General features: G+C 67.2%; 13 protein-coding genes. All 13 read left to right on the plus strand.

Annotated elements, in window-relative coordinates; genetic code table 11:
- Window positions 1-115 precede the first annotated feature (115 nt).
- The 13 genes from CXG43_RS04400 (at window position 116) to pal (ending at window position 12,271) form a co-directional block, all read left to right on the plus strand.
- Window positions 116-1,207, plus strand: coding sequence for a hypothetical protein (locus CXG43_RS04400; RefSeq protein ID WP_198552982.1), 1,092 nt, complete (start codon window positions 116-118; stop codon window positions 1,205-1,207).
- Window positions 1,204-1,836, plus strand: coding sequence for an alpha/beta fold hydrolase (locus tag CXG43_RS04405; RefSeq protein ID WP_101098835.1), 633 nt, complete (start codon window positions 1,204-1,206; stop codon window positions 1,834-1,836). The genes CXG43_RS04400 and CXG43_RS04405 overlap by 4 nt, the downstream gene beginning before the upstream one ends.
- Before the next feature lie 94 nt (window positions 1,837-1,930).
- Complete coding sequence (locus CXG43_RS04410; protein WP_101098836.1) at window positions 1,931-2,656, plus strand: YebC/PmpR family DNA-binding transcriptional regulator; 726 nt, start codon at window positions 1,931-1,933, stop codon at window positions 2,654-2,656.
- An 8-nt stretch (window positions 2,657-2,664) separates the two neighbouring features.
- Entirely contained in the window at window positions 2,665-3,186 is a 522-nt protein-coding gene (gene ruvC, locus CXG43_RS04415; protein ID WP_101098837.1) for a crossover junction endodeoxyribonuclease RuvC, read from the plus strand.
- Between the two features lie 13 nt (window positions 3,187-3,199).
- Window positions 3,200-3,793, plus strand: coding sequence for a Holliday junction branch migration protein RuvA (gene ruvA, locus CXG43_RS04420; protein WP_042613465.1), 594 nt, complete (start codon window positions 3,200-3,202; stop codon window positions 3,791-3,793).
- Between the two features lie 101 nt (window positions 3,794-3,894).
- Entirely contained in the window at window positions 3,895-5,745 is a 1,851-nt protein-coding gene (locus CXG43_RS04425; protein ID WP_101098868.1) for a potassium transporter Kup, read from the plus strand.
- A 609-nt stretch (window positions 5,746-6,354) separates the two neighbouring features.
- Window positions 6,355-7,395, plus strand: coding sequence for a Holliday junction branch migration DNA helicase RuvB (gene ruvB / locus CXG43_RS04430; protein WP_101098838.1), 1,041 nt, complete (start codon window positions 6,355-6,357; stop codon window positions 7,393-7,395).
- Window positions 7,388-7,846 carry a tol-pal system-associated acyl-CoA thioesterase gene (ybgC, locus tag CXG43_RS04435; protein ID WP_101098839.1) on the plus strand — a complete coding sequence of 153 codons (459 nt, stop codon included), beginning with the start codon at window positions 7,388-7,390 and terminating at the stop codon, window positions 7,844-7,846. Before ruvB ends, ybgC begins: the two co-directional genes overlap by 8 nt.
- Window positions 7,843-8,619: a protein TolQ gene (gene tolQ / locus CXG43_RS04440; protein WP_042613823.1), complete on the plus strand. Its 777-nt coding sequence runs from the start codon at window positions 7,843-7,845 to the stop codon at window positions 8,617-8,619. The genes ybgC and tolQ overlap by 4 nt, the downstream gene beginning before the upstream one ends.
- 20 nt (window positions 8,620-8,639) lie before the next feature.
- Entirely contained in the window at window positions 8,640-9,065 is a 426-nt protein-coding gene (gene tolR, locus CXG43_RS04445; RefSeq protein ID WP_042613822.1) for a protein TolR, read from the plus strand.
- Window positions 9,055-10,125: a cell envelope integrity protein TolA gene (gene tolA / locus CXG43_RS04450; protein WP_101098840.1), complete on the plus strand. Its 1,071-nt coding sequence runs from the start codon at window positions 9,055-9,057 to the stop codon at window positions 10,123-10,125. The genes tolR and tolA overlap by 11 nt, the downstream gene beginning before the upstream one ends.
- Window positions 10,126-10,371: 246 nt before the next feature.
- Window positions 10,372-11,691, plus strand: a complete 1,320-nt coding sequence (tolB, locus tag CXG43_RS04455; RefSeq protein WP_101098841.1) for a Tol-Pal system beta propeller repeat protein TolB — start codon at window positions 10,372-10,374, stop codon at window positions 11,689-11,691.
- A 64-nt stretch (window positions 11,692-11,755) separates the two neighbouring features.
- A complete protein-coding gene (gene pal, locus CXG43_RS04460; RefSeq protein WP_042613819.1) occupies window positions 11,756-12,271 on the plus strand; it encodes a peptidoglycan-associated lipoprotein Pal in 516 nt (171 codons plus the stop codon).
- Window positions 12,272-12,274: the final 3 nt, after the last annotated feature.

Raw genomic sequence — 12,274 nt, forward strand, 5'->3', positions numbered from 1 at the left:
GGTGGAATTACAGGATTCACTCATCTTTCAACACGCGCCATTTCGGAGGCTCGCAGCCTCCTTGGGCGGCGCTTGCTGAAAGCGACATCCCTGCAGCACCTTCAGCGTGGATCCCATGACTACTTCCCCGTCTTCGCCAGCGGAGCCACCCCTCTCTCCCGTGTTCCCTCCCGCGTCGTCGTCCTCGTCTTCCGTGAAATGCCCATGCGTGCTGAAACCTGCCGGCGTGCGCAACCGCAGTCTGGCTGAGGCACGCACGGCCGGGCGCTGGCGCGCCGTGGTGGAGGGCGGGCGCGTGCGACGCGCCATCACTGTCACCACGCTCGCGCCAGGGATGATCGCCGTGCGGCTGGAAGGACCACCGGCGTTGCTGGAAAGGATGGGGCTGCAGGTTGCGGCTGCGCCGCAGGCCGCCCGCACCGCAAAGCAGCTTGCCTGGATAAGCCTGGATCCTCGCCGTTTCAGCGGCAGCGTCGTGCAGGGCGAAGCGTTGCTCGACCCCTGCGCGGCACCTGCCGGCGGTGAGCGTGCAGGCACGTGCGTGCGTATCAACGGCGGCTACTTCAATTACCGCCAGCGCGCCTGCAGCGCCCAGCCCGAACCGCGGCCGATTGGACCGCTGAACACGGCCGGGGGAAGGCAGCAGCCGGCGTTGCCCGTGCCTTCGGCGTTTGCAGGCGACTATCATCAAATGATGTTCGCCGACGGCTCCTCGTTCGCCAGTGCGCCCCTTCTGGCAGAGCGCGGTGAGCCGGTATTCGGGATCAAAGCCGCAGGTAATCCGATGTACCGCCTGCCGCCCGATTTCTGTTTCGAGCGGGGCGATCTGGTTCCGCCCGGTGTGTTGTGGCACGCGCATGATGCCAACCCACGGGCTGCGATCAGCCTGCCATCCAGCGCTGGAAGTGGTCGCATCCGGCTCGTCGCGGCCCCCATGGGCGACCGTAGCTGCGCCGACTCCGGCTGGACACTTACGGCGTTTTCGGCGGCGATGGCCCGGCTGGACCGCCAGCAATCGCCGCCCAACGTTTCCCTGAACCTGGATGGTGGCGAGTCCGTCGCGCTGCTCGCCTGGGTGGGGGGGCGCCCCCTGCTCGACGTCCGGCAGACGCTGCAGCCGCGACGGGTCGGCAACCTGGTCGAGTTCCATGATGGCCCGCCACAGCGGTCGCCCCGGATGGTCAGATGCGTCAAACTGGAAACATGAATCCCTCCGTCCTGCTCCTGCATGGCATCTGGAACGCCCGCGCCTGGGTCGGCCCGCTCGCCTGGCGCCTGCGCGCGCGCGGCTTCCAGGTCGAGACCTTCGGCTATTCAAGCGTGCTGGGCGGCCCCGAAGTGGCCGTCCCGCAGTTGCTGGAACGCCTGCAGCAGCGCGGGCCGGTCTCGCTGGTGGGCCACAGCCTGGGCGGGCTGGTGGCGCTGGAGGCGCTGCGTCAGGCGCCGGACCTGCAGGTGCAGCGGGTGGTCTGCCTGGGATCGCCGCTGCGCGGCAGTGGCACCGCCCGCATCCTGGCCGAACACGGCTGGGCCGCAGCGCTCGGGCGCAGCAGCGGACTGCTGCTGGATGGGCTGCCGGACTGGCAGGGCGAGGCGAAGGTGGGACTGATCGCCGGTTGTGTCCCGCACGGCCTCGGCAGCCTGCTGGGGGCGCTGGAGGGAGACTCCGACGGCACCGTGGCGCTGGCCGAGACCCGCTTGCCGGGACTGGCCGACCATTGTGTCGTGCGCTGTTCCCACAGCGGGCTGGTGTTCTCGCTGGAGGCAGCGCGGCAGACCGCGCAGTTCCTGCGCCACGGACGCTTTCATCCTGGCCAGGCCTCCGCTGCCGCTTGACCGCGCCAGGTCCTGCGGCGGGGTGGACACGGATGTGGCGCCCGATCAGGTAGAATCCGCGCCCTGTTCCTGAAGCTGCCAAACGGAAGCCCCCATGGGTAGAGGTCCCTCCATCGAAGGCCGCAAAAACGCGTCTGACGCGAAACGCGGCAAGATTTTCACCAAGATCATCCGCGAGATCGGCGTTGCCGCGCGTGGTGGCGGAGGCGACCCCAACAACAACCCGCGCCTGCGCGTGGCGATGGACAAGGGGCTGTCCTCGAACATGTCCAAGGACGTGATCGAGCGGGCGATCAAGAAGGCCACCGGCGAGCTGGAAGGCGTCGAGTACGAAGAGATCCGCTACGAGGGCTATGCGCCCGGCGGCGTGGCCGTGATCGTCGACTGCCTGACCGACAACAAGGTGCGCACCGTCGCCGATGTCCGCCATGCGTTCAGCAAGTGCGGCGGCAACATGGGCACCGAAGGCTCGGTGGCGTTCATGTTCAAGCGCCTGGGCGTCATCAGCTATGCGCCGGGCGCAGACGAAGACCGCATCACCGAGGCCGCCATCGAGGCCGGTGCGGACGACATCGTGGTCTACCCCGATGACGCCTCCATCGACGTGGTCACTGCGCCGGACGCCTTCCACGCCGTGCGCGATGCGATGGCGGCCGCCGGGCTGCCGAGCGACCACGCCGAAATCACCTTCCGCGCCGACAACGACATTGCCGTGGAGGGCGACACCGCCCTGCAGGTGAAGAAGCTGCTGGACATGCTGGAAGACCTCGACGACGTGCAGGATGTCTACTCCAACGCCGATCTCGGCGCGCACGCCTAAGCCCGTCGATGACCCGCATCCTCGGCATCGACCCCGGTTCGCAACGTACCGGGGTCGGCATCATCGACGTCGATGCGGCCGGCCGTGTCAGCCATGTCCACCACCAGCCGCTGGTGTTGCTGGGCGCTGACGACTTCCCGCAGCGGATGAAGATCCTGGTGCTGGGACTGGCCGATCTGATCGTCCAGTACCAGCCGCAGGAAGTGGCCATCGAAAAGGTGTTCATGGCGCGCAACCCGGATTCGGCACTGAAACTCGGCCAGGCCCGCGGGGCGGCGATTTCGGCCGTGGTGCTGCGCGACCTGCCGGTCAGTGAGTACGCGGCCAGCGAGATCAAGCTGGCGGTCGTCGGGCGCGGCGGAGCGGAAAAACAACAGGTCCAACACATGGTCGGGCTCATGCTCGGCCTGAAGACGAAGCTGCAGGCCGACGCCGCTGACGCATTGGCCGTGGCCATCACCCATGCCCACGTACGGGCCACGGCCAACCGCCTGGGGCTCAGCGCCCGCCAGGCGTGGGGCCGGAAATGAGGAGCACTGCTGCATGATCGGTCGCCTGCGTGGAATCGTTGCCTACAAGGCGCCGCCGTGGCTGGTGGTGGACGTCAACGGGGTCGGCTACGAGCTGGAAGCCCCGATGAGCACGTTCTATGACCTGCCGGACATCGGCCGCGAGGTGATCCTGTACACGCACTACGCGCAGAAGGAAGACAGCGTGTCGCTGTACGGCTTCCTGCGCGATGGCGAGCGCCGCCTGTTCCGCGACGTGCAGAAGGTCAGCGGCATCGGTGCGAAGATCGCGCTGGCGGTGCTGTCGGCGGCCAGCGTGGAAGAGTTCGTGCGGATGGTGCAGTCCGGGGACGTCACCGCGCTGACCCGCATCCCGGGCATCGGCAAGAAGACCGCCGAGCGCATGGTGTTGGAACTGCGCGACCGTGCCGCCCAGCTGGGCGCAGGCGGCGCACTGCCGTCCAGTAGTGGTCCCGCCGCGGCCGATCCGGTGTCCGAAGCCACCGTTGCGCTGCAGCAGCTCGGCTACAAGCCGGCCGAGGCGGCGCGCATGGCCCGCGATGCCAACGCCGAGGGCGACGACGTCGCCATGGTCATCCGCAAGGCGCTGCAGTCGGCGCTGCGCTGAGCCTGCCCTTTTCCTTTTCGATACTCCCACCGAGCCCCGCCATGTCCACCCCCAGCAACCCGCAAGATGGCAGCCACGGCCATGCCCCCATCGGGAGCAGCATGGCCTTGGTCGTCGGTGCGATCGGCGTGGTGTTCGGTGACATCGGCACCAGCCCGCTGTACACCCTGAAGGAAGCGTTCTCCGGCCACTACGGGCTGACCAGCGACCATGACACCGTGCTGGGCGTGCTGTCGCTGTCGTTCTGGGCGCTGATCCTGGTGGTGACCCTGAAGTACGTCACCATCATCATGCGCGCCGACAACGAGGGCGAGGGCGGGATCATGGCGCTGATGGCGCTGACCCAGCGCACGCTGAGCAAGGGCTCGCGCTCGGCGTACGTGGTCGGCATCCTCGGCATCTTCGGCGCCTCGCTGTTCTTCGGTGACGGGGTGATCACCCCGGCCATTTCGGTGCTGGGCGCGGTGGAGGGCCTGGAAATCGCTGCGCCCGGCCTGCATCGCTTCATCCTGCCGATCACCATCGTGGTGCTGCTGGCGGTGTTTGCCGCGCAGCGCTTCGGCACGGAAAAAATCGGCAAGGCGTTCGGGCCGATCACCAGCATCTGGTTCGTTTCGCTGGCGGCGATCGGCCTGTACAACATCGTCGATGCACCTGAAGTGCTGAAAGCCTTCAACCCGTGGTGGGCGATCCGGTTCTTCATGGACCACGGCTGGCACGGGGTGTTCATCCTCGGCGCAGTGGTGCTGGCGGTCACCGGTGGCGAGGCCCTGTACGCCGACATGGGCCACTTCGGTGCCAAGCCGATCCGCCACGCCTGGTATTTCTTCGTGCTGCCGTGCCTGGTGATGAACTACCTGGGCCAGGGCGCGCTGGTGCTGGAGCATCCCGAAGCGGTGAAGAACCCGTTCTTCGAAGCGGTGCCGGACTGGGCGCTGTACCCGATGATCATCCTGGCCACGATGGCGGCGGTGATCGCCTCGCAGTCGGTCATCACCGGGGCGTTCTCGGTGTCCCGCCAGGCGATGCAGCTGGGCTACATCCCGCGCATGCGGATCAAGCACACCTCGCACGACACCATCGGCCAGATCTACATCCCGGGCATCAACTGGGGCCTGGCGGTGATGGTGATCGGGCTGGTGCTGGCGTTCCAGAGCTCGTCCAACCTGGCGGTGGCCTACGGCATTTCGGTGTCCGGCACGATGCTGATCGATACCCTGTTGCTGGCCCTGGTGGCGCGCAGCCTGTGGCCGAAATCACGGCACTGGATCGTTGCGCTGTGCGTGGTGTTCTTCATCATCGACCTGGGCTTCGTGATCGCCAACGGCGCCAAGCTGATGCAGGGCGCGTGGTTCCCGGTGGTGCTGGGCATCCTGCTGTTCACCCTGATGCGCACCTGGCGGCGTGGCCGCGAGCTGCTGCGCGACGAGATCCGCAAGGACGGCATCCGCCTGGATACCTTCCTGCCGGGGCTGATGCTGGCGCCGCCGGTCCGGGTGCCGGGCACGGCGGTGTTCCTGACCGCCGACCCGACCGTGGCGCCGCATGCGCTGATGCACAACCTGAAGCACAACAAGGTGCTGCACGAGCGCAATGTGTTCCTGCACGTGGTGACCCTGCCGGTGCCGTACGCGCCGGAGGGGCACCGGTTGAAGATCGAATCGGTCGGCGATGATTTCCACCGGGTCTACGTCAAGTTCGGTTTCATGGAGACCCCGGACGTGCCGCTGGCGCTGATGCGTTCATGCGACCACGGCGGGATCTACTTCGACCCGATGGACACCACGTTCTTCGCCAGCCGCGAGACGATCGTGGCCACCGCCAACCGCGGCATGCCGATCTGGCGCGACAAGCTGTTCGCGCTGATGCATCGCAACGCCGCGCCGGCAACCGGGTTCTTCCGGATTCCCGGCAACCGGCTGGTGGAGCTGGGCGCGCAGGTCGAGATCTAAGGGTTTTCTGCGCTGCGCGCGGCTTTCAGGCGAGCAACGGCAACAGCAACAGCTGCGGGGTTGCTTGTTGGCGGAGCGGGGAGGGTTGGCGGGGGACGGCAACAGCCGCTCCGGCGGGCCTCGTTTCGCGCCATCCATGGCGCTCAACGCCCCCGCCAACCCACCCCGCCCCACCTTCGACAGGCCCATGGCGGCCTTGGACCATGCGGTCCTGGTAGCGCCGACCCATGGTCGGCGGGAGGTTTCCGCCAACGGCCCGCTGCGCTCGCCGAGCACGGCTCGGCGCTACCAGGGCCCCGTAGCGTGTCGGGTGGGGGGAGCCCCTGAGTCAGGGGCGGCCGCGAAGCGGCGGGGTGTGGGTGTTGGTGAGGAGGGGCCCATGGTTTGCGCAGCAAAGCGTGGGAGCGGCAGCGCGAATGCGATGACGTGTACCCGCGCCATGCATGGCGCGAAACGAGGCCCGCAGGAGCGGCTTTTGCCGTCCCCCGCGCAGCCCCACCGCCCGGCCCAAACCCAGCTGCGGCTTTCAAGCCACCCGCGAGGGGGCATCACCCGTTCGATCACCCACCAATCGCACGGCGCGCGCCCAATTTGCCGCATAATCGGCAGATGACCGAACACCGCATCATTGGCGCCGACGCCACCCGCGAGGATGACGCCGTCGATGCCAGCATCCGCCCCAAACGCATGGCCGATTACCTCGGCCAGGTGCCGGTGCGCGAGCAGATGGACATCTACATCCAGGCCGCCAAGGCACGCGGCGATTCGCTGGACCACGTGCTGATCTTCGGTCCGCCGGGGCTGGGCAAGACCACCCTCAGCCATGTCATCGCCAACGAGCTCGGCGTGGCGCTGCGGGTGACTTCCGGGCCGGTGATCGAAAAGGCCGGTGACCTGGCCGCGCTGCTGACCAACCTGCAGCCGCACGATGTGCTGTTCATCGATGAAATCCACCGCCTGTCCCCGGTGGTCGAGGAAGTGCTGTACCCGGCGATGGAAGACTTCCAGATCGACATCATGATCGGCGAGGGGCCCGCAGCGCGCTCGATCAAGCTCGACCTGCCACCGTTCACCCTGGTCGGCGCCACCACCCGGGCCGGCCTGCTTACCGCGCCGTTGCGCGACCGCTTCGGCATCGTGCAGCGGCTGGAGTTCTATACCGCCGAAGAACTGACGCGCATCGTGCGCCGCTCGGCGAAGATCCTCGGCATCGACTGCACCGCCGACGGGGCAGGGGAGATCGCACGCCGTTCGCGCGGCACCCCGCGCATCGCCAACCGGCTGCTGCGGCGCGTGCGCGATTACGCCCAGGTCAAGGCCAACGGGCACATCGACCAGGACGTCGCACAGGCCGCGATGGTGATGCTGAAGGTCGATCCGGAAGGCTTCGACGAGCTCGACCGGCGCTTCCTGCGCACCCTGGTGGACTACTTCGATGGCGGCCCGGTGGGCGTGGAATCGATGGCTGCGGCGCTGTCCGAAGAGCGCGGCACGCTGGAAGACGTGGTCGAACCCTACCTGATCCAGCAAGGCTTCCTCGTGCGTACCGCGCGTGGCCGGATGGCCACACATCGTGCGTATCGCCATCTGGGCCTGAAGCCGAAGGCCCCCCCGGTAGACCTTTTCGCCGAGCAATCCGACAATGAGTGAGCCGCGGTTCAGTTGGCCGACACGCATTTACTGGGAAGATACCGACGCAGGTGGGGTGGTCTACCACGCCCGCTACGTGGCTTTCATGGAACGGGCACGCACCGAATGGATGCGCGCGCTGGGCTTCGGCCAGGAGCGCATGCGCAGCGAACACGGCATGGTGTTCGCGGTCCGCTCCATGGAGATGGACTTCATCAAGCCGGCGCGACTGGACGATGCGCTGCAGGTGAGCGCCACGCTGGTGCAGTGCCGGCGCGCCAGCATGGTCTTTGCCCAGCAGGTGCTGCGCGATGGCCAGGTGCTGCTGGACGCGCAGGTCAGGATTGCCGCACTGGATGCGGAATCCTTCCGCCCGCGCGCCATGGACGATGCACTGCTGGCGGTCCTGAAGTCGCACGAACACCCCCTTACTCCACACAATCCTGATTTGCAGACTGAGGAACAACGATGATCGCAATGCTTCTGGGCCTGCAGGCCACGGTGGTCGAGGCGCTGCCGGAGGACGTCACCAGCGCCGCCGCCGAAACCGCCGTACAGGCCTCGCGCAGCGGCATCAATTACTGGGAGCTGATGACCAAGGCCAGCATCCCGGTGATCATCATCGTGCTGCTGCTGCTGGCCGGTTCGTTCATCAGCTGGGTGATCATCTTCCGCAAGGCCCGCGTGTTCTCGCAGGCCACCCGTGAAGCGGATGAGTTCGAGAACCGCTTCTGGTCCGGCGCCGACCTCGGCAAGCTGTACTCCTCGGCCACCGACCGCAACCGCAGCGTGGGCGGCCTGGAAGCCATCTTCGAAGCCGGTTTCCGCGAGTACAACCGTCTGCGCGATCGTCGCGGGCTGGACGGCCGTGCCCTGCTGGAAGGCGCGCAGCGTGCCATGCGCACCACCTACACCCGCGAAGTGGACCGCCTGGAGCGCAACCTGGAGCTGCTGGCCAACATCGGCTCCACCGCCCCCTACGTGGGCCTGGTCGGCACCGTGTTCGGCATCATGGTGACCATGCACGACATGATCAACAGCGGTGAGCAGGCCGGCATCGCGTCGGTGGCGCCGGGCATCTCCGAAGCCCTGTTCGCTACTGCCATCGGCCTGTTCGTGGCCATCCCCGCCGTGTGGGCGTACAACCGTTTCACCACGCGCGTGGAGCGCATGGCGGTGCGGTTTGAAACCTTCGCCGATGAGTTCAGCTCCATCCTGCAGCGCCAGACCGGCGCAGACGACTGAGCCCAGGCGAGGAGCCCACCATGAGTGCCATCGGTCGCCGCAAGCGGCGCAAGCTCAAATCCGAAATCAACGTCGTGCCGTACATCGACGTCATGCTCGTGCTGTTGATCATCTTCATGGTCACCGCGCCGCTGCTGACGCTGAGCTTCGAGGTTGAACTGCCCCGTTCCAACGCGAAGGCGCTGGAGAGCAAGCAGGATCCGATCGTCGTTTCCGTGCGCGCGGACGGCCAGCTGAGCCTGAAGCTGTCCGACGAAAAGCAGCCCACGGCGATGTCCGCCGAAGAGATGCAGGCGCGGCTGGGCGGCATCGTGGCGCAGGACAAGACGGTCCGCGTGATCGTCGCCGCCGACCGTGCCGTGGCCTATGAAAAGGTCGTGGCGGCAATGGACGTGCTGAAGCGCGCGAACGTGGAAAAGGTTGGCCTGGCCACCGATGCACAGTGACGCCTTGCCGCCGCCGCGCGACGAAGAACAGGGCTGGGCCTGGCCGGTAAGCCTTGCCGCGCTGGTCCACCTGCTGCTTGCACTGGTCTTCATCGTGGCCTGGCTGTGGTCGCCCGAGCGCAACACCGAAGCCGCTGCCGGGGACCCGGCGGTGCAGGCCGACATGGCCCTGTCCAGCGCCGAGGCCTCGGCGGCGCGGCAGGCGCTGCGCCAGTCCGAGCGCCTGGAAACCCTGCCCGAGCCGATCCCCGAGCCCATCGCCGAGCCCGAACCGATCCCGGAAGACACCATCCCGCCGCCGCAGCCGACCCCCGAACCGCGCCCGATGGACGCGCCCACGCCGCAGCAGTCGCAGGCGCAGGAGCGCGTGGCGCAGCCGGACAAGGTCGACCAGGACGCGGTCAGCGCGCTGGCCATTTCGCAGGAAAAGGCCAGGCAGGAGCAGGAGGCGAAGCGTCGCCAGGAGCAGATCGACCTGACCGAGCGCAAGCGCCAGGAAGAGGCCGAACAGCGCGCACGACTGGCCAAGCAGCAGGAAGCGGACCGCCAGAAGAAGATCGCCGAGGACGAGCGCAAGGCCAACGAAAGCAAGGCCGAGGCGGACAAGCAGAAGAAGATCGCCGAGCTGCGTTCGCGCCGTGAGCAGGCCGAGAAGGAAGCCAAGCTGGCCGAGCAGCGGCTGCGCCAGGTGGCGGCCGCGCGCAACGCGGCGGCCGCGTCCAATGCCAGTGCCAGCAGTAGTGCGGCCTCGCAGCCGGCGGGTGGGGCAGGCGGCACCAGTGACGACTTGACCGCCAAGTACGCTGCGGCGATCCAGGCCAAGGTGCAGGATGCCTGGATCCGTCCGGACAACATCGCCTCAGGCCAGCGTTGCCAGATCGTGATCACCCAGCTGCGCGGTGGCCGCGTGCTGTCGGCCAAGGTTGGCGCCAGCTGCCCGTACGACGAGGCCGGCAAGCGCTCGATCGAAGCGGCGGTGCTCAATGCCCAGCCGCTGCCGTATGCGGGATTCGAGCAGGTGTTCAACCGCGAGCTGATCCTCAACTTCCGCCCGGATTGACCCGGGCTGGTGGGTGACGACCCTTGGTCGTCACGCCTTGGACAGGAAGAGCGTGACGACCAACGGTCGTCACCCACCGAAGCCCCGGCACCCACCGAAGCCCCGGCACCCATCGAAGCCCCGGCACCCACCGAAGCCCCCGTTACCTCGCACCGACCTTGCTTTCACACCGGTCTGGTTCATGATTGCGAAACCGTTCACCCCGTTCCTGCTATCCCTCGCTGTGGTTCCTTGACTGAGCATTCCATGAAAAAGATGCCCCGCTGGATGGTCGCGTTCGCGGCCCTGTTGCTTCCCTTTGCCGCGCTCGCGCAGCAGAAGGGCCTTGAGATTGACATCGTGGGCGGCAGTGCCTCGGCCACGCCGATCACCGTCGTGCCGATGCCCTACGAGGGTTCGGCCGCTGCGCCGCAGACCGACGTGGCCGCGGTGATCCGCGCCGACCTGGACCGTTCGGGCCAGTTCCGCACGCTGCCCGAAGCGCAGATCGTGGAAAAGCCCACCCGCGGCGGTGACATCCAGTTCCCGACCTGGCGCGCGCTGAAGCAGAACTACATCGTGGTCGGCCGCGTGCAGGACGCCGGTGCCGGCGCGTACCGCGTGGAATACGAGCTGTATGACGTGCCCAAGGGCGAGCGCCTGCTGGGCCTGGCGATGACCGCGCGCGGCAACGCCATGCGCGATGTCGCCCACCAGATGGCCGATGCGATCTACGAAAAGATCACCGGCGTGCGTGGCGCGTTCTGGACCCGGATCGCCTACATCACCGCCAGCGGCCGCGGCGATGCCATGCGCTACGCGCTGATGGTGGCCGATTCGGATGGCTACAACCCGCAGACCATCGTGCGTTCGGCCGAACCGCTGCTGTCGCCGTCGTGGAGCCCGGATGGCGGCAAGCTGGCCTACGTCAGCTTCGAGCGCGGCAATTCGGCGATCTACATCCAGAACATCGCCACCGGCGCACGTGAGCTGGTGACCAGCTTCCGCGGCATCAACAGCGCCCCGGCGTTCTCCCCGGACGGCCGCAAGCTGGCCCTGACGCTGTCGCGTTCGGGCAATCCGGAGGTCTACTCGATGGACCTCGGCAGCAAGCAGCTGACCCAGCTGACCAACCACCTGGCCATCGACACCGAGCCGACCTGGGCCCCGGATGGTAGCGCGGTGTACTTCACCTCCGATCGCGGCGGCCGTCCGCAGGTCTACAAGGTTGCTGCAAGCGGCGGCAGCGCCGAGCGCGTTACCTTCCAGGGCAACTACAACGCCAAGCCGTCGGTTTCCTGGGACGGCAAGAAGATCGCCGTGGCACAGGGTTCGGGCAACAGCTACAAGGTCGCGATGATGGACAGCTCGCTGGGTTCGCCGCGCTGGAGCACGCTCTCCACCGGTTCGCTGGATGAGTCGCCCAGCTTCGCGCCCAACGCCAGCATGGTGCTCTACGCCGCGCGCGAAGGTGGCCGTGGCGTTCTCTACGCGGTGTCGGCCGATGCCCGTGTCCGCCAGCGACTGGTGCTGGCCGATGGCGATGTCCGTGAGCCCGCATGGTCGCCATACCGTACCAAGCGCTAAAAGAGTGTTAATATTTTCCGAGATTTACCCCATTCACCGGCTTAGGAGCCTCAAAGGTATCGCCATGAACAAGACCACCAAAGTTCTGCTTGTTTCCCTGTTGTCCGTGGCCGCCCTGGCCGGTTGCTCGAAGAAAGTGAAGGAAGTGCCGGCCGAGCCGGCCACCACGCCGACCACCACCCAGCCGACCGGTCCGTCGACCTCCGGCCTGTACGGCCCGGGCGACCTGGACACCGATGCCTGCCTGCGCCAGCGCGTTGTGTACTTCGACCTGGACCAGGATTCGGTCAAGGCCGAGTTCCAGGCGATCATGGCCTGCCACGCCAAGTACCTGCGTGACCGTCCGTCCTCGCGCATCACCCTGCAGGGCCACACCGACGAGCGCGGTTCGCGCGCGTACAACCAGGCCCTGGGCGAGCGTCGTGGCAACGGCGTCAGCTCCGCGCTGCAGGCCAACGGTGGTTCGGCTTCGCAGCTGACCGTCGTGTCCTACGGTGAAGAGCGTCCGGTCTGCACCGATTCGAGCGAGTCCTGCTGGTCGCAGAACCGTCGCGTCGAAATCGTCTACACCGCGCAGTAATCC

The sequence above is a fragment of the Stenotrophomonas sp. Bg11-02 genome (assembly GCF_002836635.1).
GTDB classification, from domain to species: Bacteria; Pseudomonadota; Gammaproteobacteria; order Xanthomonadales; family Xanthomonadaceae; genus Stenotrophomonas; species Stenotrophomonas lacuserhaii.